Source organism: Novosphingobium sp. NFX11, from assembly GCF_057376415.1.
Genome location: NZ_CP080384.1, coordinates 320,467 through 345,438 on the forward strand (window position 1 = coordinate 320,467; position 24,972 = coordinate 345,438).

General features: G+C 67.1%; 20 protein-coding genes and 5 pseudogenes. 18 read left to right on the forward strand and 7 right to left on the reverse strand.

Features of this window, described 5'->3' with window-relative positions; genetic code table 11:
- The first annotated feature begins 138 nt into the window (after window positions 1-138).
- Together KZO24_RS01555 and KZO24_RS01560 are read left to right on the forward strand one after the other, a co-directional pair.
- Window positions 139-2,627 (forward strand): annotated as a pseudogene (locus tag KZO24_RS01555) (circularly permuted type 2 ATP-grasp protein).
- Window positions 2,627-3,508, forward strand: a complete 882-nt coding sequence (locus tag KZO24_RS01560; protein WP_271184572.1) for a transglutaminase family protein — start codon at window positions 2,627-2,629, stop codon at window positions 3,506-3,508. The pseudogene KZO24_RS01555 and the gene KZO24_RS01560 overlap by 1 nt, the downstream one beginning before the upstream one ends.
- A 190-nt stretch (window positions 3,509-3,698) precedes the next feature.
- Here KZO24_RS01560 and KZO24_RS01565 read toward each other — a convergent pair whose 3' ends face one another.
- The 6 genes from KZO24_RS01565 to ccmA all read right to left on the reverse strand — a co-directional run bounded on the left by KZO24_RS01565 (window position 3,699) and on the right by ccmA (window position 7,719).
- Window positions 3,699-4,145 (reverse strand): hypothetical protein, encoded by a 447-nt coding sequence (locus KZO24_RS01565; protein ID WP_008831086.1) that lies wholly within the window; start codon window positions 4,143-4,145, stop codon window positions 3,699-3,701.
- Window positions 4,146-4,601: 456 nt separating this feature from the next.
- Complete coding sequence (locus KZO24_RS01570) at window positions 4,602-5,222, reverse strand: carboxymuconolactone decarboxylase family protein (protein WP_271184573.1); 621 nt, start codon at window positions 5,220-5,222, stop codon at window positions 4,602-4,604.
- Window positions 5,223-5,236: 14 nt separating this feature from the next.
- Window positions 5,237-6,049: a sulfotransferase family protein gene (locus KZO24_RS01575; RefSeq protein ID WP_486486748.1), complete on the reverse strand. Its 813-nt coding sequence runs from the start codon at window positions 6,047-6,049 to the stop codon at window positions 5,237-5,239.
- Window positions 5,938-6,363 carry a hypothetical protein gene (locus KZO24_RS01580; RefSeq protein WP_486486749.1) on the reverse strand — a complete coding sequence of 142 codons (426 nt, stop codon included), beginning with the start codon at window positions 6,361-6,363 and terminating at the stop codon, window positions 5,938-5,940. Before KZO24_RS01580 ends, KZO24_RS01575 begins: the two co-directional genes overlap by 112 nt.
- Before the next feature lie 121 nt (window positions 6,364-6,484).
- The gene (locus KZO24_RS01585; RefSeq protein WP_271184782.1) at window positions 6,485-7,129 is read right to left on the reverse strand and encodes a heme exporter protein CcmB; all 645 of its coding nucleotides are present in this window, start codon (window positions 7,127-7,129) and stop codon (window positions 6,485-6,487) included.
- Window positions 7,130-7,137: 8 nt separating this feature from the next.
- On the reverse strand, window positions 7,138-7,719 hold the full coding sequence (ccmA, locus tag KZO24_RS01590) for a heme ABC exporter ATP-binding protein CcmA (protein ID WP_271184575.1): 582 nt from the start codon (window positions 7,717-7,719) through the stop codon (window positions 7,138-7,140).
- A 47-nt stretch (window positions 7,720-7,766) separates the two neighbouring features.
- Here ccmA and KZO24_RS01595 point away from each other — a divergent pair, with 47 nt between their 5' ends.
- Both KZO24_RS01595 and KZO24_RS01600 read left to right on the forward strand, forming a co-directional pair.
- The gene (locus KZO24_RS01595) at window positions 7,767-8,057 is read left to right on the forward strand and encodes a 4a-hydroxytetrahydrobiopterin dehydratase (RefSeq protein ID WP_008831091.1); all 291 of its coding nucleotides are present in this window, start codon (window positions 7,767-7,769) and stop codon (window positions 8,055-8,057) included.
- Window positions 8,058-8,549: 492 nt separating this feature from the next.
- Window positions 8,550-9,404, forward strand: coding sequence for an OmpA family protein (locus tag KZO24_RS01600; protein WP_486486750.1), 855 nt, complete (start codon window positions 8,550-8,552; stop codon window positions 9,402-9,404).
- 57 nt (window positions 9,405-9,461) lie between these two features.
- Here the strand turns inward: KZO24_RS01600 and KZO24_RS01605 are convergent, their stop codons facing one another.
- Window positions 9,462-10,079 (reverse strand): DNA-3-methyladenine glycosylase family protein, encoded by a 618-nt coding sequence (locus KZO24_RS01605; protein WP_271184576.1) that lies wholly within the window; start codon window positions 10,077-10,079, stop codon window positions 9,462-9,464.
- Window positions 10,080-10,187: 108 nt separating this feature from the next.
- Between KZO24_RS01605 and KZO24_RS01610 the strand changes: the two genes are divergently transcribed.
- The 14 genes and pseudogenes from KZO24_RS01610 (at window position 10,188) to murG (ending at window position 24,891) form a co-directional block, all read left to right on the forward strand.
- A complete protein-coding gene (locus KZO24_RS01610; RefSeq protein WP_008831094.1) occupies window positions 10,188-10,505 on the forward strand; it encodes a 2Fe-2S iron-sulfur cluster-binding protein in 318 nt (105 codons plus the stop codon).
- 64 nt (window positions 10,506-10,569) lie between these two features.
- Window positions 10,570-11,596: pseudogene (locus KZO24_RS01615) on the forward strand (cysteine synthase A).
- Window positions 11,597-11,635: 39 nt separating this feature from the next.
- The gene (locus KZO24_RS01620) at window positions 11,636-12,019 is read left to right on the forward strand and encodes a hypothetical protein (RefSeq protein WP_271184578.1); all 384 of its coding nucleotides are present in this window, start codon (window positions 11,636-11,638) and stop codon (window positions 12,017-12,019) included.
- 97 nt (window positions 12,020-12,116) lie between these two features.
- On the forward strand, window positions 12,117-12,878 hold the full coding sequence (locus tag KZO24_RS01625) for a Gldg family protein (RefSeq protein WP_430097426.1): 762 nt from the start codon (window positions 12,117-12,119) through the stop codon (window positions 12,876-12,878).
- A gap of 354 nt (window positions 12,879-13,232) precedes the next feature.
- Window positions 13,233-13,739 (forward strand): division/cell wall cluster transcriptional repressor MraZ, encoded by a 507-nt coding sequence (locus KZO24_RS01630; protein WP_008831098.1) that lies wholly within the window; start codon window positions 13,233-13,235, stop codon window positions 13,737-13,739.
- Window positions 13,736-14,698 (forward strand): annotated as a pseudogene (gene rsmH, locus KZO24_RS01635) (16S rRNA (cytosine(1402)-N(4))-methyltransferase RsmH); the annotation flags it as partial. The gene KZO24_RS01630 and the pseudogene rsmH, both read left to right, overlap by 4 nt.
- 448 nt (window positions 14,699-15,146) lie before the next feature.
- On the forward strand, window positions 15,147-15,302 hold the full coding sequence (locus KZO24_RS01640) for a hypothetical protein (protein ID WP_486486751.1): 156 nt from the start codon (window positions 15,147-15,149) through the stop codon (window positions 15,300-15,302).
- Window positions 15,299-17,074 carry a peptidoglycan D,D-transpeptidase FtsI family protein gene (locus KZO24_RS01645; RefSeq protein ID WP_271184580.1) on the forward strand — a complete coding sequence of 592 codons (1,776 nt, stop codon included), beginning with the start codon at window positions 15,299-15,301 and terminating at the stop codon, window positions 17,072-17,074. Before KZO24_RS01640 ends, KZO24_RS01645 begins: the two co-directional genes overlap by 4 nt.
- A pseudogene (locus tag KZO24_RS01650) lies at window positions 17,071-18,532 on the forward strand (UDP-N-acetylmuramoyl-L-alanyl-D-glutamate--2,6-diaminopimelate ligase). The gene KZO24_RS01645 and the pseudogene KZO24_RS01650 overlap by 4 nt, the downstream one beginning before the upstream one ends.
- 3 nt (window positions 18,533-18,535) lie before the next feature.
- A pseudogene (locus tag KZO24_RS01655) lies at window positions 18,536-19,991 on the forward strand (UDP-N-acetylmuramoyl-tripeptide--D-alanyl-D-alanine ligase).
- 17 nt (window positions 19,992-20,008) lie between these two features.
- Entirely contained in the window at window positions 20,009-21,079 is a 1,071-nt protein-coding gene (gene mraY, locus KZO24_RS01660) for a phospho-N-acetylmuramoyl-pentapeptide-transferase (RefSeq protein WP_036526256.1), read from the forward strand.
- 13 nt (window positions 21,080-21,092) lie between these two features.
- Window positions 21,093-22,445, forward strand: coding sequence for a UDP-N-acetylmuramoyl-L-alanine--D-glutamate ligase (murD, locus tag KZO24_RS01665; protein ID WP_271184583.1), 1,353 nt, complete (start codon window positions 21,093-21,095; stop codon window positions 22,443-22,445).
- Entirely contained in the window at window positions 22,445-23,635 is a 1,191-nt protein-coding gene (locus KZO24_RS01670; RefSeq protein ID WP_271184584.1) for an FtsW/RodA/SpoVE family cell cycle protein, read from the forward strand. The genes murD and KZO24_RS01670 overlap by 1 nt, the downstream gene beginning before the upstream one ends.
- Window positions 23,632-24,891, forward strand: a complete 1,260-nt coding sequence (gene murG / locus KZO24_RS01675; protein WP_271184585.1) for an undecaprenyldiphospho-muramoylpentapeptide beta-N-acetylglucosaminyltransferase — start codon at window positions 23,632-23,634, stop codon at window positions 24,889-24,891. The genes KZO24_RS01670 and murG overlap by 4 nt, the downstream gene beginning before the upstream one ends.
- The last annotated feature ends 81 nt before the right edge of the window (window positions 24,892-24,972 follow it).

A 24,972-nucleotide genomic window follows, 5' to 3' on the forward strand; every position in this document is an offset into this window, starting at 1 on the left:
TAGATCATTCGTCGTCCCGGACTTGATCCGGGACCGCTGGCTGTCTTCAGGCAGGTGCCATCGGCAAGGCGCCCCGATGCCAAGCGGGCTGGTCACGGCCAGCGGTCCCGGATCAAGTCCGGGACGACGAGGTTTGCCATGGTGACCCGTCCTGCTTCCGGCCCCGATCTCGCCCCGACCGCGAGCTGGCTTGACGGCTATGCCGCGGAAGCCTCGCGCGGGGACCTGTTCGGCGATGCCAGCCGTCCGGTCGCCGACGTGTGGCGCAAGGTGGCGGCCGGGCTCGCCGCGGCGACCGATGGCGACCCTTCGGCGCTGCAGGATGCCACCGCGCGCCATGCCGCCGATCTCGGCCTCGCCTTCCGCCTGACCGGGGACGAGGACGAGCGTTCCTGGCCGCTCAACGCGATGCCGCTGATCGTCGGTGCGCAGGAGTGGAGCCAGGTCGAACGCGGGCTGATCCAGCGCGCCGAGCTGATGGAAGCGATCGCCACCGACATCTACGGCGAGCAGAAGCTGGTGGCGGACGGCCATCTTCCCGCCGCCGTCGTCGCCGGCAGCCCGTTCTTCGCGCGGCGCATGATCGGGCGCACGCCTCATGAGGGCCGCTTCATCCACGTCTACGCCGCCGACCTTGCACGCGGGCCGCGCGGGCAGTGGCGGGTGCTGCAGGACCGGGTGCGCGTGGCCGGCGGGATCGGCTATGCGCTGGAGAACCGCCTCGCGATGTCGCGCGCGATCGGCAACCTGCTGGCCGATGCGCATGCGCGGCGCCTGTCGGAGTTCTTCTCGGGCATGGTGGAGGGCATGGCCGCCGCCTGTCGCCGGGAGAATCCGCGCATCGCGCTGATGACGCCCGGTCGTTTCAACCAGACTTATGCCGAGCAGGCGCACCTCGCCCGCTACCTCGGCCTGCCGCTGGTCGAGGGGCGCGACCTCACCGTGCTCGACGAAAAGCTCTACGTCGGGACCATTGCCGGGCCCAAGCGCGTGGACGCGGTGTGGCGCTGGATCGATACCACCGCGCTCGATCCGCTGTCGTTCGACGCGAAATCGCAGCTGGGCGTGCCCAACCTGTTCGGGGCGTGGGCGGGCGGCGGCGTCGAGATGGTCAACTGGCCGGGCGTGGAGGTGCTCGAATCCGCGGCCTTCGCGGCCTTCATGCCGCGCCTGTGCCGCACCCTGCTGGGCGAGGCGCCGATCCTGCCCAACGTCGCGACATGGTGGTGCGGACAGGCGGTGGAAAGCTCCACCGTTGCCGCGCGGCTTGAGGAACTGGCGCTGGTTCCCGCATTCGGGCAGCCGGTGGAGGCGCTGGCGAACCGCAATCCGATCGCCGGGGCCGGGCTCGACGGCAAGTCCCGCGTCGCGCTGATCGACGCGCTGTGGCGCCGCCCCATGGACTATTGCGGGCAGGAGATCGTCCACCTCTCCACCACGCCCGCGATCATCGACGGGCAGATCGTGCCGCGCCCCTTCACCGTCCGCGCCTTCGTGGCGCGCACGGCCGACGGCGGCTGGACGGTCATGCCCGGCGGCTTCGCGCGCCTGTCTTCCAGCACCGCGCTGCCGACCTCGCTAATGGGCGACGGCGACTTGTCGGCGGACTTGTGGGTGGTGGACGACAAGCCCGCCGCCGCCCACCTCGGCAGCCGCGTGGCCGGAGAGCCGCCGATCTCGCGCGGGGGCGGCATCCTCGCCAGCCAGGCGGCGGACAACCTGTTCTGGTTCGGCCGCTACAACGAGCGCGCCGAGGCGATGGTGCGGGTGGTGCGCGCGATCCTCGCCAACCCGGCGGACAGCGACGGCAACGTCGATGCCGAAGGCGCCGCGCTGCCGCGCCTCGCCGCGCTCCTGGTCGAAGGCGGGGCGATCGAGGCGGCGACGGCGAAGCTCCCGATCGCGAAGATCTGCGCCCGCGCGCTTACCGAGACGCGGCTGGCCGGCGGCGTCGCCACGCTCATGCGCCGCCGCCAGCAGGTCGGCATGGCCCTGCGCGAGCGGTTCGCCCGCGATTTCTGGCGCATCGTCAGCCGCCCGATGCCCTCGATCAACGTCGAGCGCCCGCAGTCGATGCTGTCGAGCGCGCGCTGGCTGACCGAGCATTTCAGCGCCCTCGCGGGGCTGATCTCGGAGAACATGGTGCGCTCGGCCGCGTGGCGCTTCCTCGAGATCGGACAGCGGCTGGAGCGCGCGCAGGCGATCTGCCGCACCGCGCGGCAATTGACGAAGGCGGGCGACGTCACCTCGCTCGGCCTCCTGCTCGACTTGTGCGACAGCCAGATCATCTATCGCAGCCGCTACCTCACCGGGCCATCGCTCAACCCGGTGCGCGATCTCGTGCTGCTCGACCCCGACAACCCGCGCGCGCTGGTGTTCCAGGTGGCGCAAGTCGTCGCCCACCTTTCCGCGCTGCCGTCCTCCCGCGACGACAATATCCCCGAGCCCCCTTGCGCGCCGCCCGCGCGCTGCTGGGCGAACTGCAGGCGCTGCTGGCGACCGACATGACGCCCGAGCGGCTGGCGGCGATGGAAGCGCAGTTGCTGGCGCTGTCGGATGCGATCTCGCTGCGCTACTTCCTGCAGCTGGACAACGAGGACGCCGAACGCAGGACCCCGCTGCTCTGATGCGCTATTCCGTAAGCCATATCACCACGCTCAAGTACGCGCAGGCGGTCAGCATGGCGCAGTTCAACGTGCGCCTGAAGCCCGCCCCCTGGAACGGGCAAGTGGTGAGCGACTACAAGCTGACGCTCGATCCCTCACCTGCGCAAGTGGTGGAGGGGCAGGGCGGCTACCACGTCAACGAGGCGCGCTTCGCGCTGCGCGAGGTGACTTCGCAGGTCCAGATCGAGAGCCGCTTCACGGTGGAAGTCGAGCCGTTGCCGTTCTTCGTCGAGGATGCTGCCGGGCCGGGTCTTGCCGAACTGCGCGAGCGGGCGATGAAGAAGCCCGACCTCTCCGATCTCGCGCCCGCGTCGTACATCTTCGCCTCGCCGATCGCGCAGCCGCAGCACGAAATCGCGCGGTGGGCGGGGTCGCTGCTCAATGAGGCGATGCCGGTGATGGAGGCCGGGCGGGCGCTGATGTCGGCGATCCACGGGGAATTCACCTTCGATGCGGACGCGACCGAGACCGACACGCCGCCGATCGAGGCGTTCAACCGGCGGCACGGCGTCTGCCAGGACTTCAGCCACATCATGATCATCGCCGCGCGCGCGCACGGCATCCCGGCAGCCTACGTCAGCGGCTACTTGCGCACGCTGCCGCCGCCGGGGCAGGAGCGGCTGGTCGGCGCCGACGCCATGCACGCCTGGGTCAACTTGTGGTGCGGCGAGGAACTGGGCTGGGTCGGTTTCGATCCCACCAACGACAAGCTGGCGGACACCGACCACATCTTCCTCGGCATGGGACGCGACTATTCGGACGTGGCGCCGCTCGACGGCCGGTTCCGGGGCGCGGGGACGCAGGCGATGTATGCCTCGGTGGATGTCGCGCCGCTGGATTGAGCCACCCCGTTTCGTCATTGCGAGCGTAGCGAAGCAATCCAGGGCGGTTTGCTCGGCTCTGGATTGCTTCGCTACGCTCGCAATGACGGCGGGAGGGAGGAGGCTTCGCGCAAGAGTGAAGCCGGACCGCGTCAGCGCCTATCTAGCACGGCCCGACTCCACTCTTGCGCGAAAGGGTCAATGGCTGATTTCAGTGACTGCGGCCGGGATTGGCGACGGGCTCGCCTGGAAAGATCCCCGCAATGGCGAGCGCCGCGCCGATCTTCGACAGCGTTTCGAGCATGTCGCCCACGCTCTCCTCGGTCACCACCAGGTCCAGCGTCTCGCGAGTCGCGGTGGGGCCGCGATCGCGCAGCGAGGTGATCAGTTCGAGAATCACCGCCTCGTGTTCCGACACATGGCTGCAGCCCATCGGGCAGAACGCCAGCGTATCGAGCGCGTCGCGGTTGAGCAGCACCATGGCGCGGTGGAAGGGCTGCAAGCCCCCGATCATGCGCCAGCGCGCAAAAGCCGGGGCGAGAAGCTGCGCCGGGCACCGCTTGTGGCCGATCGCGGTGACCCACGCCCGCATGGACCAGACGAGGAACCGGCAGCCTTCGTCGAGGCTGCTGAGCGGGCGGTCGACGTACTTGTACATGGCGGGTCTCCTTTTAGGGCTTGCACATGCGAATGATTATCATTAGCTAGTGTTGCGCGGCTTGCTCCTCTCGTCAAGCCTGCACCAAGCCCGGAGAAACGCTTGTCATGGGGCGTTTCTCCCATCCTGTGACCTTGGCCGGGGCGGCTCCTTGCCTTGCCCGCCCCGGCCGTCTTTTCTTCAGGGTCACGGAGACGGCGAAAGGCCGCCAATTTCGCCAACATCGGCCAAATGTCGGCCGGATTATCGCCCAATTGCCGTCATCCCAGCGAAGGCTGGGACCGCTATCGGTCTTTAGGCGCGAACCGTCGTGAGAAGGATTACCACGCCAAGTGGGCTGTTCGCGGCCAGCGGTCCCAGCTTTCGCTGGGATGACGGTTCGATTATGCTCCGATTGTCCGCTGCTTATCCACAGGGGTTTCAACAGAATCGGCCACAGCGTCGCCCACCGCCGAATCAGCGGTAGTCGAAACCGCCCTTTGGCTGAATCTTGAGCGAATTCTGCTGCAGCGCCGTCATCAGGTACGAGCCGACGAGCAGCGGGAACTCCAGCATCTGCTTCTCGTCCCAGCTTTTCGCCAGCGTCGCCCATGTCGAATCGCTCAGGCAGTGGTCGGCGACCAGTTCCTCCACGCCGCGCAGGACCGCCGATTCGTGCTCGGTCCAGCCGGGCGCGGCGGAGCCTTCCAGCACGCGCTCGATTTCCTCGGCCGTGACCCCGAAGGCCTTGCCGATATCGACGTGCTCGCTCCATTCGAAGGGCGCGCGGGCGAGCCAGGCAAGGCGCAGGACTGCCAGTTCACGATCGCGCCCGGGAATCGCGCCCTTCGCCAGCTCGATGCCGAGTACCATCTGGCCCTTGAACATGCCCGGATGGCGCAAGGTGATGAGGCTGACGTCGGGGAAGGGGCGGCTGTCGGGGATGGAGAACGCGGCGCGGATGACCTGCACCTGCTCCATGCCCTCGGGGGTGACCTCCTCCAGCCGCAGCGGCGCGTAGCGTGGGCCATTGGCGACGGTCTGCGCCATGCGCGCGTCGGCGTCGAAGTCGTACTTGCCGGTGATCGGTTCGGGCATTCGGGTTCCTCTTGTCAAGCGGCCCACTGGTCCATGTGGTTCAGGTAATCGGCGAAGCGCGCGCGCACGGCCTGCGGGTCGAGGCCGAAGCGGGCGGGATCGGGCTTGGCCATGCGCTCGGCGGCGGTGTTGCTCTCCCACCATGCGGCCATGGCCTGCGCGAAGGCGGGCGAGATCGTCTCGCCCAGCCAGTCGTAAAGGCGGCGCACTTCGCCGAGCGGGTCGGCCTGCATGGCGCGGAAGTGGATGTCGAAGAAGCGATGGTCGTTGTCGGCCTCGCGAAAGGCGATGGCGCGGGTCATCGCCTCCGACCAGCACTGGACGTTGAGTTCGCCGATGTAGGCATGGTCGACATGGTCGGTGAACTTGCCGATGATTTCGGCATAGACGGTTGCGACCGAGAGCATCACGTCGGTCGGATCACGATGCGTCATCACGAAACGCGCGTCGGGATAGGCAGCGTCGAGCGCATTCAGATAGAGCATGTGCGTCGGCGCCTTGAGGCGCCATGGCCGCGCGGGCTCACCCCACTGCAGGAGCCTTAGGGTACGCTTATGGTACGCGTAGGTGCCGCTGTGTGCCGTCTCCAGCAGCCACTGCGAGTAACTGGGCACCTGGGCGAAGGCCTGGAAGATCTGGCTGCGGAAATCGAGCGCCATGAGGTCCTGGCACTCCATGGCCCCGTCGATTCCGGAAGGCGTGCGGCTGCCGCCCTTCAGCGTCTCGTCTGCGGCGCTGGCCGAGGCGCCCCGGCGCGGGTCCGGTCCATCGACCGTCGAAGGCGGCGGGCAGGGCTGCGAACTCTCCCAGACGCGCAGGTAACGCACCCCGGATCGCTGGAGAGCAGGTAGGACAGCGCCGAGGAACCCGTGCGCGGCAGGCTGACCCCGAACAGGGGGCTGCGAATGTCCTCGTCGTCGATCTCGGGGTGGCGGGCGTACCAATCCTCCACCATCAGGCGCTGGCGCAAGTGCAGCAGGATGCGGTCGCGCAGCGCATGTTCTCCGGCCGAGGTAAGCCGCGCCTCGGTGTTCAGCGCCAGGACCAGCCGTTCGAGGCCCTCGCGAAAACCGTCATCACCGAAATCGGCGAGCCCGGTCTGGCCTTGCGCGGCGGCCATCAACTCTGTGGCGATTTCCATGGCGCTCTCCCTCGGTGGGCCGATGTACTCGGCTCGGGGAGGCACTATGCGCGGGGTCGGAGAGAGCGCCAAACGCTGCGGCGATTTCGCCTCGTCGTCCCGGATCAAGTCCGGGACGACGTCAGCCGCGCGAGGCTCTGACCGCAGCCCCGCCCGCGAACGGCGCGATGGCGATCAGTACGAGGCTGGCTGCGGCAGTGAGGGCAAGGCCGCTCTCGCCGCCGGTGCCGAGACTTCCCGCGCCAAAGATCAGCACCGGGATGGCCATCGGGATGACCAGAAGGCCCGAAAGCGCCGCGCCTCCGCGCAGGCCGGACGTCAGTGCCGCCACCGTCACGCCGAGCGCCGCAAGGCCGGGAGTTCCCGCCAGCAGGCCGATCTCGACGATGCGCAGGCTATGGCCGTCCAGCCCCAGCAGGGCGGCGGCGGGAAGGGCGGCAAGCATCAGCGGCGGCCCGAAGCTCAGCCAGTGGGCGAGCACGCGCACCGCGATCACCAGTTCCTCGGAGATGCCGCGCAAGGGCCACTGGTCGAACAGGCCCTGTTCGATGTCGGGTTCGACCAGTCGGTCGAGCGGCAGGATCGCGGCGAGCAGCGCGGCGACCCAGATCACCCCGCCGCCGGTCTTCGCCAGCAGCGGTGCATCCGGCCCGACCGCGAAGGGGTAGAGCATCGACACCGAGAGGAAGAACAGCACCGGCAGCAGCGCCCCGCCACCGCGCCCGCCTAGCAGCAGCCGCGCAAGGTCGCGGCGCAGCAGCGCCATGCCCCGACTCACGCGGCGAACTCCGAGACGTGGAGCGTGCGCAGGCCCGGCAGGCGGAACGGCTGGTGCGAGGCAATCACCGCCACGCCGCCGCTCGCGCAGTGCTCGGCGGTGATGGCCTCGGCGAGTTCGACGGCGTGCCCGTCGAGGCCGTTGAGTGGCTCGTCCAGCAGCCAGACTTTCGCCCCCTGGCCAAGCAGACGTGCAAAGGCGGCGCGCTTCTTCTGACCGGTGGAGAGGTAGCGCACCGGCACGTCGAGCAGCGTGGTGAGGCCGAGCCGCCGGAGATGGTCCTCCCCGCCCGCTCCGTCGAGCCGCTGCCAGAATGCCAGCGCGCGGCCCAGCGGCAGTGCCGGATCGAGGGCAGGGCGCTCGTCGAGCAGGCCGACGGCGCCGTCCACCGCGATCGTTCCCTCGAACGCAGGCGCAAGCCCGGCGAGAATGCGCAGCAGGCTCGACTTGCCGATACCGTTGTGGCCGGCGATCTGCATGGCCTCGCCTTTGCCAAGCGCGAGCGAAAGCCCGGCAAACAGCAACCTGTCGCCCCGACGGCACGCGAGATCGGTTGCGCTGACCACTGCCCCTTGCATGGGCGGGAGCCTTAGGGGAAACGCTGCGGGCTGCCAAGGAGACCGAAATGGCTATTGTTCGCCTCACCGACGCCCAGCGCGATGCCGCGCTCGCCGAATTGCCGCGCTGGAACTTGCGGGCCGACGGCCTCGCCATCGAAGCCGAGCTTAAATTCGGCGATTTCAACGAGGCGTTCGGCTTCATGACCCGCGTGGCGATTTATGCCGACAAGGCCGACCACCACCCGGAGTGGTTCAACGTCTATTCCACCGTGCGCGTGACGCTGACCACGCATGATGCCGATGGCCTCAGCGAAAGGGACGTGGCGATGGCGCGTTTCATCGACAGTATTGCCTGAAGTCGCGGGTGCCGTCCGCCTCTCGTATCGGGCGGGTGGTCAGCAGTGCTGTCGATTTAATGGGGCGTGTCTCGCGATGCCGCACTATTCGTGAAAATCCAAAAGGTTGCATCATGAATAAAAAATATAATGCTCATCGGACTCGCTACTCGTTGAATCGACCTGCGAACCAGCGAAGCAATGCTGGCCAGATATAGTGATCGATAGTCCCGGGGCATGATCCGATGCTTGTCGGGACACAGTCTGCAACGGTTCGTCGCACGTTGCTCTCCCATTACCGGCCTCGCGCTGCTGTTGCGGCGCGCGTTCATCTGCCCGCAAGGTGAACCTGAACACGCAGAACATCCATGGTCAGGTGTCGCTCCGCCGCACATCTTACGAAGCTGAATGGACGGGTTCCGGCAACCCGGGGCGCTTTCAAGCGCTAGGTGGCCGGACGAGAAAAGCTGCGACCCCGCAGGCCCGATTGGTCGTGTTTGAAGGAGTAACGCAATGAGTGTCATTTCAAAGAGCCCCCGGTTCCTCCTGATGGCTGCCCTGCTGGGCGGCGCCGCGTCGGTCAGCGTTTCGGCGCAAGATTCCGATCTCGCGGTACAGGTTACCGATACCAGCCCCGAAATGGTCAAGGGGCCGGAAGTAAAGGGCATCATTTCCGCACGTAGCGGTGACCGCATGCAGGTCACCTCGGACGACGGCACCAAGACGGTCGTGACCATCAATGATGCCACCAAGATCAAGGCCAGCAGCGGCTTCCTGGGTCTGGGCGGCAGCCGCATCGCCGCGACTTCGCTGCTCAACGGCATTCCGGTCGAGGTCGAGACGCTGCAGGGCGGCGGCGGTCTGCTTGCCAGCAAGATCGATCTGAAGGGCAAGGACTTCAAGACCGCCAAGATGATCCACAACGGCACCGACCAGCGCTTCGCCTCGAACGAGGCGGCCACCGAAGGTCTGAAGGCCCGCATGGGTGACATCGACAAGTACAACATCAAGGGCACGACCAACGTGAACTTCGACACCGGCGTGTCCAAGCTGTCGCCGGAAGCGAAGGCGAACCTGTGTCAGGCTGCGACCCAGGCGGAAGGCATGGACAATGCCCTCCTGCTCGTCGTCGGCTACACCGATCTGACCGGTCCTGAGGAAGTGAACCAGGTGCTCAGCGAGAAGCGCGCCAGCGCAGTGGTCAATTATCTGCAGCAGGCCTGCCACTGGAAGCCCTATCGCATGCTGACGCCAACCGGCATGTCGATGGCCGATCCGGTCGCCGACAATTCGACCGAGGAAGGCAAGGCGCAGAACCGCCGCGTGGCGGTGAACATCATGGTCAGCAAGGCCGTCGACGGCATCTGACGAGGTGTGCGGGGCGGGCAGTGCGATGCCCGCCCCGTTTCGTTCAAGGTTACGGCGTCAAAGCGCCGGATTGTTGTAGCAGTGCCAGGTGAAGATCGCCGCCGCCCCGCGATGCGGGCGCCAGGCTTCGGCGAGTTCCCGCGTCTGTTTTTCGCTCGGCCGCTCCGGCAGGTCCAGCAGTTTCCCCAAGCCCACCTGCACCGCCAGATCGCCCGCCGGCCAGATGTCGGGGCGGCCTTCCGCGAAGAGCAGGTAGATTTCCGCCGACCACCGGCCGATCCCCTTGATCTGCACGAGATGCGCGATCGCTTCCTCGTCGTCGGCGGGAAGACTGTCGAAGTCGAGGCTACCCGCCACCACCAGTTCGCACAGCGAGCGCGCATAGCCCTGCTTCTGGCGCGACAGGCCGCAGCCGCGCAGGGCGTCGAACTCGGCCGCCAGCAGCGCTTCGGGTGCCATCGTCTCGCCCAGCAGGGCCTCCAGCCGGTTCCATACCGAGGCGGCCGCGGCGACGCTTACCTGCTGGCCGACGATCGTGCGCAGCAGCGTCGCATAGCCGGTCGCGCGGATGCGCGGTTCGGGGTAGCCCGCCATTGCGATCGCGCGCGCGATCGCGGGTTCCTTCCCGGCGATGGCGTCGAGGCCAAAGCGTAGTTCGTCTGCCGTCAAACCCATGATTTTCGCCACCTTGCAAAACGGGGTTGCAGCCTTTAGCAGCCTGCGGCAAGTCCGCATACAAAGACAATTACGATACAGGGTGTATCACAAGGGGAATCGAGAGCCATGCCGCAGATCATCGTCGTCAATCATGCTGGTGAAGAGAAGTCCGTAGACGCTGCCGAGGGTCGCACCCTGATGGAAGTGATCCGCGACGACGGCTTCGACGAACTGCTGGCGCTGTGCGGCGGCTGCTGCTCGTGCGCGACCTGCCATGTCTTCATCGACCCCGCCTTCGCCGACAAGCTGCCCGCGATGAGCGAAGACGAGAACGACCTGCTCGACAGCTCTGACCACCGCAACGAGACCTCGCGCCTGTCGTGCCAGGTGCCGGTTACCGCAGACCTTGAAGGTCTGCGCGTCACGATCGCTCCCGAAGACTGATTTTGTGGGCCAGCGAGGTGCAAATCATTTGCACCTCGCGCCTTGGCTTCCTAACTGTCGCGCCATGACCGCGACTTTGGCCACTGCCCCGCAACCCCGTGCTTCCACGCTCGACCTGATCGGCAATACTCCGCTGGTGCTCCTGGAGGGGCCGAGCGAGGCCGCCGGCTGTGAGATCTGGGGCAAGTGCGAATTCGCCAACCCCGGCGCCTCGGTGAAGGACCGCGCGGCGCTGTGGATCGTGCGCGACGCCGAGGAGAAGGGCCTGCTCGAGCCGGGCGGCACGATCGTCGAGGGGACGGCGGGCAACACTGGCATCGGCCTTGCGCTGGTCGCCAACGCGCTGGGCTACAAGACCGTCATCGTCATGCCCGAGACGCAGTCGCGCGAGAAGATGGATACCCTGCGTGCGCTCGGCGCCGAACTGGTGCTGGTTCCCGCCGCGCCGTTCTCGAACCCCGGTCACTTCGTCCACACCTCGCGCCGTCTGGCCGAGGAGACCGAAGGCGCGATCTGGGCCAACCAGTTCGACAACATCGCCAACCGCAAGGCCCACATCGAGATCGACCGCACCGGAAATCTGGGAACAGATGGGCGGCCGGATCGACGGCTTTACCTGCGCGGCGGGCACCGGCGGCACCATCGCCGGCACCGGCATGGGCCTGAAGGCCTTCGACGAGAACATCATCGTCGCCCTGACCGACCCGCACGGCGCGGCGCTCTACAACTACTACGCCAACGGCGAACTCAAGGCCGAGGGCAACTCCGTAGCCGAGGGTATCGGGCAGGGGCGCATCACCGCCAACCTCGAAGGCGCGCCGATCGACACCCAGTTCCGCATCTCGGACGAGGAGGGCCTCGAATGGGTCCGCCGCCTGCTGAGCGAGGAAGGGTTGTGCCTCGGGTTGTCGTCCGGCATCAACGTGGCGGGCGCGGTGGCGCTCGGCCGCAAGCTGGTGGAAGAAGGCCGCGAGGACCCGCGCGTCGCGACGATCCTGTGCGATACGGGTTTCCGCTACCTCTCGTCGCTCTACAATGCCGAGTGGCTGGAATCCAAAAGCTTGCCGGTCTTCCCTTGGCTGGCGAGGTGATGTAAACCTGTCACACACGGCAGGAAAACGTCCGCCTATATGATCGAGTCGCATTCAATTCTTGAGCCCTTGCAGACGGCGCAGCACTTCACGCCGCCCACTACCCGTGAACTGAGGTCGCAGGCCGTCTATCGGTTGCAGATCGGGCTGTTCGGTTTGTGCGCGATGCTGCTGATCGTCGGCCTTGCCAACGTGATTCGCGACAGGATTCGGCTCACCGATACGGTGGACCCGATCCAGGATGTGGTCGCGGTCGATGCCAAGCCGACGAAGACTGCCAGCGATCCGCTCGCGGACATCGGCGTGGTCCCGGCGGCCGATCCCAGCCCTACGCCGACGCCCACCCAGAATCCGGGCGCCTCGACGTCCCCGACGCCGGGTATGGACATGACCGGCTCACCCTCGGCGCAGACGTCGCCCTGACCATCTTCAGTCATTGCGAGCGCAGCGAAGCAATCCAGGGTATCGCAAGCCGCGCTGGATTGCTTCGCTGCGCTCGCAATGACGAAGGGGTGTTGGGATGAAGGGCTGGCGTGCGAGCCCTTTGATTGCGGGGCTTCTGCTTGCCGCATGCGGGCAGGGTGCTGTGCCCCGGCCGCAAGGCGAAGAGGTCATCGGCCTCTACTCCAGCCTGCCGATTGCGTGGAACGAGAGTAAGGACATCAAGGGGCTTCTTGCCGACGACAGCGCGCCGCACTGGGCGCTGGAGATCCTGCGTGCGCAAGGTCGCGCGATTCCGCTCGATACGCTGGCCAATGCGCAAGGCGGGCTGCCGCTGCCCGAGAATGGCGTGCTGGTGCTTGCCCAGCCGCGTCCACTGACGGCGCAGGAGAACGTCGCGCTCGATGCCTGGGTGCGTGGGGGCGGGCGAGTGCTGCTGTTCGTGGACCCGATGCTCACCGTGCATTCCCGGTTCGGCCCCGGTGATCCCCGGCGGCCGCAGGACATCGCCATGCTCTCTCCGATCCTTGCGCGCTGGGGACTACAACTGCAGTTCGACGACACGCAGGAGGCCGGAGAGCGGCTGGAAGGCGGCATTCCCGTCAATCTTGCAGGCCGGTTCAAACCTTTGGGGAAATCCGGGGGCGGCTCGGGGCAAGCCGGGGATGCGGTTGCCGAGTGCCGAATCGAGGCGCGGGGATTGCGCGCCGACTGCGTCTCGGGGAAGGGGCGCATTCTTGCGCTGGCAGATGCGGCCGTGCTCGAAAATCCTGATGAATCGGCAGATTTGGCCGCCAGGCAGGCGCTTCTGGCCGATTTTCTGCATCGTCTCGCCAAGTAGCAACCCGCCGGGAATATTGGGGACGAACTCCCTGAAACCGGGGATGGTGCGGGATCAGCGCGGGAAAGACGGAATCTTTCTGATTCTCAACGATATTGTGCGATAGTCGGCGCCCCGGATTCATGAAACGTTCCGCCACGGTTCGCCGCAAGTCCCACATTTCGGCGCAAAAGTGCCCGTTCATCCCCATATTTCCCTTTAATCCCCGACATTCCCGATATAGAACCACTGTCAATCGGAAAGGCTGATTCCTGCCGTGCCCGCCTTGGGTCACGGAAACCGGCGCGCATGCGTCGCCGGGCGAGGGGGTCTTCATGTTCCGGGACGGCAACTTAGGGGCGATTTCGGACAGTCATGGCGGGGCAGCCATACATCTACAGCGGACCGGGCTTCTCGCTTCTGCGCGACAAGAACCGCTTCGTGCTGCCCAAGGAGCTTCGCTCTCCCGTACGGGATTCGAGCGGCAAGGACGTTCTGTGCCTTGCCAAGCACGCCGACTGGAAGTGCCTCGTCGGTTTCGGCCTCTCCCGTGTCGAGGATTTCGAAACCCAGCTCGATGCCGAGCAGGTGCGTGCAGACACCGCCGGCAAGCCCTTCAATCGCGATAGCCGCGCGATGCAGCTCTACAACTTCCAGCAGGTGCCCTTCGACGGCAGCGGCCGCTTCACCATGCCCGAGGCGCTCGCCGGTCTCGCCGCCGTGGGGGAGCAGCTGTTCTTCCAGGGCATCGGCCGCACCGGCATCCTGATCTGGAACCCCGACGAACTCTACAAGCACGCCGAAGACCCTGCGTTCGAGGCCGCCATCGCCACCTGCCGCTCGTTGCAGGAAGCCGAAATCGCAAAGGCCAAGAAGTCGTGAGTGCCCCCGGAATTCCCCATATTCCCGTGCTCCTTGAGGAGGTGGTCGCCGCCCTGAACCCCCGGGGCGGCGACCTCATCGTCGATGCGACGCTGGGTGCCGGTGGCTATACCCGCCGCCTGCTCGACGAGGGCGCGACGGTGCATGCCTTCGATCGCGATCCCGATGCGATCGCCGCTGTGCAAAACAATCCGGGGAAATGGCCCGAACTCGCCAGCAATCCGCCGCGCCTCGTGTTGCACGCCCGCCGCTTCTCCGAAATGGTCGAAGGCCTTGGAGATGTGGGGGTCGACAAGGTTGACGGCGTGGTGATGGACATCGGCGTGTCCTCGATGCAGCTCGATCAGGCGGGGCGCGGGTTCGCGTTCGGTTCTGACGGCCCGCTCGACATGCGCATGAGCCAGGACGGCATGTCCGCCGCCGACTTCGTCAACGAAGCGGACGAGGCGCAGATCGCCGACGTGCTCTACCTCTATGGCGAGGAACGCCAGTCGCGCCGTCTCGCCCGCGCCATCGTGGCCGCGCGGCCGCTGGAGACGACCGGTGACCTTGCCCGCGTGGTCCGCAAGGCGCTGGGGTACAATCCCGCCTACAAGGGCAGCAATGCGCCCAAGGACCCGGCGATCCGCACCTTCCAGGCGATCCGCATCCATGTAAACGGCGAACTGGACGAACTGGACGCGGCGCTGGAGGCTTCCGAGACGCTGCTGCAGGGCGGAGGGCGGCTGGCGGTGGTGACGTTCCACAGCCTCGAGGACCGCAAGGTGAAGCGCTTCCTGCGCGATGCCAGCAGCGCCGGTCAGTCCACCTCGCGCCATCTGCCGCAGACGGCCACCGCGCCCGCACCTTTCGAGAAGGTGTCGAAGGGCGTGCGTCCCGGCGAGGCGGAGCTGGAAGTGAACCCGCGCTCGCGCTCCGCCACGCTGCGTAGCGCGGTCCGTACAAGTACCCCCCAGGAATCCAAGCTCACCCGAGCCTTATGGCACCCCCGGCCGAAGGAAAGTCGCATGAACCTTACCAGTGATCGGATCCGATCGATCGGCTGGGTCTCGGTCCTCGTTGTCTGCTTTGCGGGCACCGTGGGCCTGACGCTGCGCGTGAACGCGGTGAAGAGCCAGGTCCACGATACCGACAAGAAGATCGTCTGGGTCAAGCGCGACATCGACTTCCTCCAGACCGAGTTCCAGACCCGCTCCAACCAGCAGGCGCTGCGCGACGCTCAACGATCTGGAATTCGGCTACAAGGCGCCCACCGCCGGCCAGTACATCGAAGGCGAGCGCCAGCTGGCCGCGCTCGGCGTGCCCGCTGGGCCGGGTGCGCCGGCGCCGATCCGCTATGCCAATGCCGAAGTGCCGGGTGGCGCTTCGGGCGATGGTTCGAAGGGTGAGGGCGGCTCGCTGCTCGCAATGGTTTCGCCGGTCGCGGGGGCGACGGCGGCTGCCATTACCGACAAGCCGAAGTCGGAAACCCGCGACCCGGAGCGCGAGGCGATCGCGCGTGACGCCGCGGCGCTCGGCAAGCGCCTGGCCCGCATCGAAGTGGCGGAGGCTGCCCAGCAGTGAACGCCCCGGCGTTTCCCCTCGGGACGATCCCCACCACTGTCTCGGTCGGCCGCCGCCGCCTGGTGAACGTGCGCCAGCGCTCGCTGCTCACGGCGAAGGCGCGCATGCTGTGGATCCTGGCCGTCTTCATGCTGGTGACGGTGCTGGCGCTTTTCCGCATCGTCTATCTCGGCTTCACCGGCGTCGGCCCGCGTCAGGGCGATCTGGCCGACATGCTGATCCCCGCGCGCGGCGACATCGTCGACCGCAACGGCGTGCCGCTGGCGCGCGACTTCCGCGTCTATTCGCTCTGGTACAACCCCAAGGCGATGACCGAGGGCTCGGCGCTGATCCACTCGCCGGAAGAGGTGACCGCGGGCCTGCTGCGCATCTTCCCCGATCTCGACCGCGACGAAATCCTCGCCAAGCTGCGGGCCGGAAAGCCTGCGTACCTCCGCAAGTCGCTGTTGCCCGAGGACGCGAACAAGGTTCACGCGCTGGGCGAACCGGCGCTGGAATTCCCGCTGGAGGCGACCCGCTTCTACCCGCAGGGGTCGATGGCGGCGCACGTGCTCGGCTATGTCGACAGCTACGGCAAGGGCAAGGTCGGCATGGAGGAGGCCTTCAACGACCAGCTCATCAGCCCCGAAGGCCGCACCGGCCACGCGACGCTGTCGATCGACTTCCGCGTGCAGAGCGCGCTGGAGGACGAACTGGCCCGCGCGATGCAGCTCAGCGCCGCCAAGGGCGCGGCGGGCGTGGTGCTCGACGTGGACAGCGGCGAGATTCTCGCGCTGGCCTCGCTGCCCTCGTTCGATCCGAACCACGTGAAGCCGACCGACATGGTGATCTCCGCCGAGGAAGCGCGCAACGGCGACGTGCCGCACGGTTTCAACCGCGTGACCAACCAGGTCTACGAACTGGGCTCCACCTTCAAGCCGATCACCGTCGCCGCCGCGCTCGACGCGGGCGTGGTGACCGATCTTGGCAAGCAGTGGCCCGCGACGCCGCTGCATGTCGGCCGCTTCACCATCCACGACCTGCACAACTACGGCGCCTCGCTGAACGTGCCGGAGACGCTGATCCATTCGTCCAACACGGTGACCGCGCGCATCGCCGACGAACTGGGCGGCGTGCGGCTCAAGAAGACGATGGAAGCGCTGGGCATGAACCAGCGGCCTTACGTGGAACTGCCCGCGAAGGGCTTCCCGATCTGGCCGCGCGGTGAGTGGCCGCGTTTGCGCACGATGACCGTCGCTTATGGCCACGGCATCGCGGTGACGCCGCTGCATCTGGCCTCGGCTTATGCGGCGCTGGTCAACGGCGGCATCTGGCGTCCGGCCACGCTCAAGAAGCTCGCCCCTGCCGACGTGCCCGCGGGTCGCCGCGTGTTCACCGCCGCTACCAGCGCCCGCGTACGTCAGCTGCTGCGCATGATCGTGCAGTACGGCACCGGCCGCAAGGCGGACGCCCCGGGTTTCCGCGTCGGCGGCAAGACGGGTTCGGCCGAGAAGCCGGGCGTGGGCGGCTATCGCCATCACTCGCTGATCGCGACGTTCGCCTCGGCCTTCCCGATGGACAAGCCGCGCTACGTCGTGATCGCCATGATGGACGAGCCGCAGGGCACTGCCGCCACCTCGTACCAGCGCACCGCCGCCTGGAACGCCGCTCCGGTGATCCAGCGCGTGGTCCCGCGCATCGGGCCTTTGCTGGGCGTCATGCCCGACGAGACCCGCGACATCGACACTACCGATCTGCGGCCGCTGGTGCCGCAGGGGAGCGACGGAGAATGAAGCTTTCGGCCCTTTGTGCTGCAGCCGGACTGCCTGCGATTGACGGCGACGCCAACGTCACCGGTTTCGCGATCGACAATCGCAAGGTCGCACCGGGCACCGTGTTCGGCGCATTTCGCGGCACGAAGTTCAATGGCGAGGATTTCATCGCCGCCGCCGTCAAGGCAGGCGCGGTGGCGATCGTCGCGCATCCTGATGCGGTGGTCGAAGGCGCGATCCACTTCGCGGACGAGGAGCCGCGCCGTCTGTTCGCGCAGTTGGCAGCGCCGTTCTTCGCGCCGGTGCCCGATACGCTGGTGGCGGTGACCGGCACCAACGGCAAGACCTCCACCGTGGAACTCACGCGCCAGCTCTGGCGCATGGCGGGCGAACGCGCCGCCTCGATCGGCACGCTGGGCGTGACGACAGGGGACGAAACCGTCTCCACCGGCCTGACCACGCCTGACATCGCGACCTTCCTCGCCAACCTCTCGGGGCTGGCGCGCGAGGGTGTCACGCATGTCGCCTACGAAGCGTCGAGCCACGGGTTGTCGCAGTTCCGCATCGAGGGGCCGCGAGTGATGGCGGGCGCCTTCACCAATCTCAGCCGTGATCACCTCGACTATCATGCGACGATGGACGAGTACTTCGCCGCGAAGATGCGTCTGTTCGACGAAGTCGTGGTTGACGGCGGCACGGCGGTCGTCTGGGCCGACGATGTGTGGTCAGACAAGGCGATCGAGCATGCGAAGGCGCGCGGCCTCACGCTATTCACCGTGGGCGAGAAGGGTGAAGCGATCCGCCTCGTCAAGCGCACGCCCACGAGCCTCGGCCAGACGCTGGAGATCGAATTTGAGGGCAAGGCGCGCAAGATCGACTTGCCGCTGATCGGCGCTTATCAGGCCGCCAACTCGCTGGTGGCAGCGGGGCTGGTGATCGCCAGCGGCGGCGATGCCGACGCGACGTTCGACGCGATGAAGCGCCTCGTAACGGTACGCGGCCGGATCGAGCGGGCGGGTCTCAACACGAACGGCGCGCCGATCTACGTCGATTACGCGCATACGCCCGATGCTTTGGAAGCCGCCATCGCGGCGCTACGTCCGCATGTGACGGGCAGGCTCATCGCCGTGTTCGGCGCGGGCGGCGATCGGGATCAGGGCAAGCGCCCGGAAATGGGCAAAGTGGCGAGCGCGGGGGCGGACCTCGCCATCGTCACCGACGACAATCCGCGCGGGGAAGACCCGGCGACCATCCGGGCGATGATCCTTGCCGGGATGGAAGCGGGTGCGCGGGAAGTGGGCGACCGGCGCGAGGCGATCTCGTCTCGCTGTCGCCGAGGCCGGTGCGGGGGACGTCGTCCTCATCGCCGGCAAGGGGCACGAACAGGGGCAGATCATCGGCAGCGGGGACACTGTCCGCGTCCTGCCATTCGACGACGTCACCGTGGCCAGGGAAATGGCCGGTTCACTGGGAAGGTAGGACATGAACGCCATCACCCGGATACTCGACTGGCCCGCCGCGCCGCTGGAGGACAATCCGCTGGTCCTGTGGGACGCAGACGCCATCGCGCGCGCGGTGAAGGGGAGGCGAGCACGGACTTCACCGTTTCCGGCGTCGAGATCGACAGCCGCGACGTCCAGCCCGGCGACCTGTTCTTCGCGCTCAAGGGCGAGGCGATGGACGGCCACCGCTTCGTCGAGGCCGCCTTCGCCAAGGGCGCGGCCGCCGTGGTGGTGGACCGCCCGGTCGATGGCCCGCATATCCTCGTCGAAGACACGATGGAGGCGCTCGAACGCCTCGGCGCGGCGGCTCGCCTACGCGCGCGTGGCCCGATCATCGGCGTCACCGGCTCGGTCGGCAAGACGGGTGTGAAGGAGATGATCTTCGCCGCGCTCGACCGCTCCAGCCGGGGGACGCGCACCGTTCGGTCAAGAGCTACAACAACCACGTCGGCGTCCCGCTCAGTCTTGCTCGCATGCCCAGTCGCGCGCGCTACGGCATTTTCGAGATGGGCATGAACCACGCGGGTGAGATCGCCGCGCTGACCCGGCAGGTTCGCCCGAACGTCGCGCTCATCACCACGATCGCGCCCGCGCACATCGAGATGCTCGGTTCCGAAGAGGCCATCGCCGACGCCAAGGCGGAAATCTTCGAGGGACTGGAAGAGGGCGGCACCGCCGTCATCCCCGCCGACAGCCCGCACTTCCTGCGCCTGCGCGATGCGGCGCTGGCCTTGGGTGCGAAGGTCGTGTCGTTCGGCAAGGCGGCGGATGCGGACGTACGGCTGCTCGATGCGGTGCCCGCGATCGGCGGCGGCTCGCTCGTCACCATCGACATGGGCGACCGGCGCGTGTGCTACACCGTCGCCGCGCCCGGAGAGCATCAGGCGATCAACTCGCTGGCCGTCATGGCTGCGGTACGTGCCGTTAAGGGCGATCTGGGTGCCGCTGGGGTCGCGCTTGCCGAGATGGGCGGGCTGGCCGGTCGCGGCGCGCGGATGGAGATCGATGTAGAGGGCGGTAAGGCCCTGCTGATCGACGAAAGCTACAACGCGAACCCCGCCTCGATGCGCGCCACGCTGGCGCAGCTGGGGCGCACGCCCGCCCATCGCCGGATCGCCGTTCTCGGCGCGATGAAGGAACTGGGCAGCCACGGTCCCGACTACCATGCCGGCCTTGCCGAACCGATCCGCGAGGCGGGTGTCGACTACGCGATTCTGGTCGGCGACGAGATGACCGCATTAGCGGTGGAACTGGGGAAATCCGGGGCTTCCGGCCTTGGCAAACCGGTGGCATTCGCCCATTGCGCAAGTGTGCGGGAAGCTGTCGAAACCTTGCGCGCTTTCGGCCTCGAACGGGATGACGCCATCCTTGTGAAGGGCTCGAATTCGGTGGGTCTGGCAGCACTCGTGACGGCGCTAGGAAAGACGGAAGGGTAGGGGCGAAAGCCCGCAAGATGCTGTATCTCATCGCAGAATGGTTCCACTACGAGGGACTGTCCAACCTCTTCCGCTACCAGACGTTCCGTTCGGGCGCCGCCTTCATGACGGCGCTGGTGATCGGCCTGATCATCGGCCCCAAGTTCATCAACATGCTGCGAGTCCGCCAGGGCAAGGGCCAGCCGATCCGCGAGGACGGCCCGCAGAGCCACCTCGCCAAGCGCGGCACGCCCACGATGGGCGGGTTGATGATCCTGACCGCGCTGATCGGCTCGATGATCCTGTTCATGGACGTGACCAACCCGTTCGTCTGGGCCTGCGTGGCGGTGACGGTGGGCTTCGGCGCGATCGGCTTCCTTGACGACTACGACAAGGTGACCAAGCGCCACCACGCCGGATTGTCGAGCAAGATCAGGCTGCTGTTGGAATTCGTGGTGGCGGGCATCGCGTCCTACATCATCGTCAGCCAGCTGAATACGAACCTTTACGTGCCGTTCCTGTCGGGCCGCTACATTCCGCTCGGCCCGTTCTACTACGTCTTCGCCGCCGTGGTGATCGTGGGTGCGGGCAACGCGGTGAACCTGACCGACGGCCTCGACGGCCTCGCGACGATGCCGGTCATCATCGCGGCGGGCACTTTCGCGATCATCTGCTACCTCGCGGGCCGCGTCGATTACGCCACCTACCTCGGCATTCCGCACGTTCCGCGCGCGGGTGAACTGGCGATCTTCTGCGCCGGGATCATGGGGGCGGGCCTCGCCTTCCTGTGGTTCAACGCGCCGCCTGCGGCCGTGTTCATGGGCGACACCGGCAGCCTCGCCCTCGGCGGCGCTTTGGGGTGCATCGCGGTCGCCGCGCATCACGAGATCGTGCTGGCGGTGGTCGGCGGGCTGTTCGTGCTGGAAGCGGCCTCGGTCATCATCCAGGTCTTCTGGTTCAAGCGCACCGGCCGCCGCGTGTTCCGCATGGCGCCGATCCACCACCACTTCGAGCAGAAAGGCTGGAAGGAATCGACCGTCGTGATCCGCTTCTGGATCATCTCGATCGTCCTTGCGGTGCTGGGCCTCGCCACTCTGAAACTGCGTTGAGGAGGGCAGGCGCGTGATCGTCTCCCCCATCTTCGCCGGCAAGCGCTACGCGGTCCTCGGCCTTGCGCGTTCGGGCCTTACCGCCGTCGCCACGCTGGTGGAGAGCGGGGCGAACGTCATGGCCTGGGACAGCCGCGACGAAGCGCGCCAGCAGCTGTGCGAGTGGACCGACTGCGGCAAGGTGGAACTGGCCGACCCGGTCAGCGCCGACATTACCGGCTATGACGGCGTCGTCGTCTCGCCCGGCATTCCGCTGAACCGCCACCCCATCGCCGAAGCCGCAGAGCGGGCGGGCGTCCCAGTGATCGGCGACATCGAACTTTTCGCGCTGGCCCGCGCCAGCCTGCCCGCGCACCGCGTGGTCGGCATTACCGGCACCAACGGCAAGTCCACCACGACCTCGCTGGTCTGCCACCTTCTCGAAGTCGCGGGCGTTCCGGCGCGCGCGGGCGGCAATATCGGCGTGCCGGTGCTCGGCCCTGAGCCCTTGCCCGAGGGCGGCGTCTACGTGCTCGAACTGTCGAGCTACCAGATCGACATCACCCGCAGCCTCGACTGCGACGTGGCGGCGCTGCTCAACATCACCCCCGACCACCTCGACCGCTACGAGGGGTTCGAGGCTTACGCCGCCTCCAAGGGGCGCCTCTTCTCCATGCAGGGGCGCGAGCGGCAGGCCGTGTTCGGTGTCGGCGACAAGGAGACGCGGTCGATCGCCCATATCGAGGCCGCGCGCCGCGCGCCCGGTCTGGTTCGCTTCGCGGACGGGGCCGACCTCGTCGAGATCCAGAAGGAATGGCCCTCGCTGCAGGGGCCGCACAATCTCCAGAACGCCGCCGTGGCCGTCGCCATCGTCGAGGCGCTGGGGGTGAAGAAGGCGCAGTGGCGCAAGGGCCTGCGCACTTTCAGCGGATTGCCGCACCGCATGGAGCGCGTGGCCGTCGCGAACGGCGTCACTTACATCAACGATTCCAAGGCGACCAATCCGGCCTCCACCGCGCCCGCGATCGCGGCGTTTCCGCCCGATCCGGAGCCGCGCATCCACTGGATCGTCGGGGGCCTGCCCAAGGGCGACAACCTCGACGAATGTGCACCGTTCTTCGGCAATATCGCTGCCGCCTACACCATCGGTGACGCGGGGCCGCTCTTTGCGGAAATCCTCTCGCCCTACACGCAGGTCCATCGCAGCGAGATGATGGCCGAGGCGATCCGTCAGGCGATGGTCGCGGCGAAGCCCGGCGACGTCGTCATGCTGTCACCGGCCTGCGCCAGCTTCGACCAGTTCCGCGACTATGAGGCGCGGGGTGACGTGTTTCGCCAGATCGTCGAAGCGCTTTTGGCCGAAAACGCCAAAGGGGAGCAGGACTGATGGCCACCCTTGCGCAAGGCCCGAACGCGCAGCGCTACAATCGTAACCGTCGCAGCCAGATCGCGATCTGGTGGCAGGAGATCGACCGGCCCACGCTGGTCCTCGTGCTGATCCTGATGGCGATCGGCGCGGTGGCGGTGGCGGCAGGATCGCCCGCCAGCGCTAAGCGCCTGTCGACCTCGGCGGAGCAGCTGCGTTCGCTGCACTTCTTCTACCTGCACATGCGCTGGCAGTTGCTGGGGCTTGCGGCGATGTTCTGGGCCTCCAGCCTGACCAAGGAGAGCGCCCGGCGCTTCGGCATCCTGCTCGGCGCGGCGATGCTGTTCGCGCTGGTGCTGGTGCCGATCGTCGGGTCCGAGGTGAACGGCGCCAAGCGCTGGCTGCGGTTCGGCATCTCGCTCCAGCCGTCGGAATTCCTCAAGTGCGGCTGGCCGATCCTGCTGGCATGGATCGTCTCGTGGCGCGCGCGTGATCCGCAGATTCCGGTCGTCGGCATCTGCTTCGCGGTTATGGGTCTGCTTGGTGCGCTGCTGATGCTCCAGCCGGACTTCGGCTCGACGATGCTGTTTTCCGGCGCGTTTCTGGTGATGATCCTGCTGTCGGGCATCGACGTGAAGCGCATCGGCATGTTCGCGGGCGCAGGCATCGCGGGCCTTGTCCTGATGTATTTCACTTATGACAACGGCCGCAACCGCATCGACAACTTCCTGTTCGGCGGCTCGGCATTCGACCAGGTGGACCTCGCCCAGCGCACGCTGCTCAACGGCGGGTGGACCGGGCTCGGCTTCTGGATGGGCACGCGCAAGATGGCGCTGCCCGAGGCGCATACCGACTACATCTTCTCCGTCATCGGCGAGGAGTTCGGGTTGCTCGCCTGCATGGTCATCGTGGTGCTCTACCTCGCGATCCTGACGCGGGTGATCCTGCGATTGGTGGACGAGGAAGACCTGTTCACGGTGCTCGCCGCATCGGGCTTCGCCGCGCAGTTCGGCGGGCAGGCGTTCATCAACATCCTCGTCAATCTGCAGCTGTTCCCGTCCAAGGGCATGACCCTGCCGCTTATCAGCTATGGTGGTTCGTCCACCGTGGCGATGTGCCTGAGCATGGGCCTGCTGCTGGCGGTGACGCGGCGCAACCCGTTCATCCAGCGCGAGAAGTTCAGCCTGCGCGCCATCGGAGATATGTCATGAGTTCGGTTTCGCGCCACTACGTGCTTGCGGCCGGCGGCACTGGCGGACACCTGATTCCCGCCTTCGCGCTCGCCGCCGAACTGCACGCACGCGGCCACCACGTGGCGCTGGTGACCGACGAGCGCGGCGCCGCGATCCCCGGCAAGCCTGACTACCTGACCACCCACGTCCTGCCGCAGGGCCGCATCGCGGGGAAGAACCCGCTTGGCTGGCTCAAGGGCGCGAAGGGCGTGCTGGCCGGTCGCCGCATGGCGCTGCGCCTGTTCGAGAGCTTCGAGCCGACCGCCGTGGTCGGCTTCGGCGGCTATCCGGCGATGCCGACGATGCTGGCCGCGCGCGCCGCGAAGCTGCCGATCGTGCTGCATGAGCAGAACTCGGTGCTGGGCCGCGTGAACCGCTGGTTCGCCAAGAAGGTGGACGCTATCGCCACCTCGGCCGAGAAGACCGAGAAGCTGGATCCGGCGCTGGCCGGCAAGGTCACCGTCGTCGGTAACCCGGTGCGCGAGGACGTGCTGCGCCTGCGCGAGCAGCCGTACCCCGAGTTCACCGAGGACAGCCTGTTCCGCATCCTCGTCACCGGCGGCAGCCAGGGCGCGCGGGTGCTGTCGGACGTCGTGCCCGAGGGGCTGGCGATGCTGCCCCCGGCGCTCCGCTCGCGCCTTCAGGTGATCCAGCAGGCCCGCGCCGAGGACATCGAGCGCGTGCGCGAACGCTACGCCGCGCACGGCATTCCGGCGGAACTGGCGACCTATTTCGAGAACATGGCCGAGCGCCTTGCCGGTGCGCACTTGTTCATCGGCCGCTCGGGCGCCTCGACGATCGCGGAGCTGACCGCCGTGGGCCGTCCTGCGATCCTGATCCCGCTGCCTTACGCGATGGACGACCACCAGAGCGTCAACGCGCGCGAGATGGTCGCGGGCGGGGGCGCGCGGGTGATCCGCCAGCCCGCCGTCACCACCGAGAATCCCGACGCCTACAAGGGCGACAAGCGCAATGCGCTGCTCAGCGAACAGGCCGAGGTCCATCAGAAGATGGCCAAGGACTTGTGCCTGCAGATCCAGGCGATCGCCCAGCATCCTGAGACGCTGGCGAACGCCGCGCATGCCTCGTGGAACTGCGGCTATCCGAACGCCGCGCGTGATCTGGCCGACCTCGTCGAGAGCTTCGGCGCGGCGCCGATCATGGACGTCATTCGAATGGAAAAGGCTTCTGCGCCGCAAGGTGGCGAGGCTTTGGCGCGGGAGTCTGCGCTGTGATCCTTCGACAAGCTCAGGATGAGCGGAACTTTGTGTATTTGGCGGATATGAATATCATCCACGTTCTCTCCACCCCGCTCA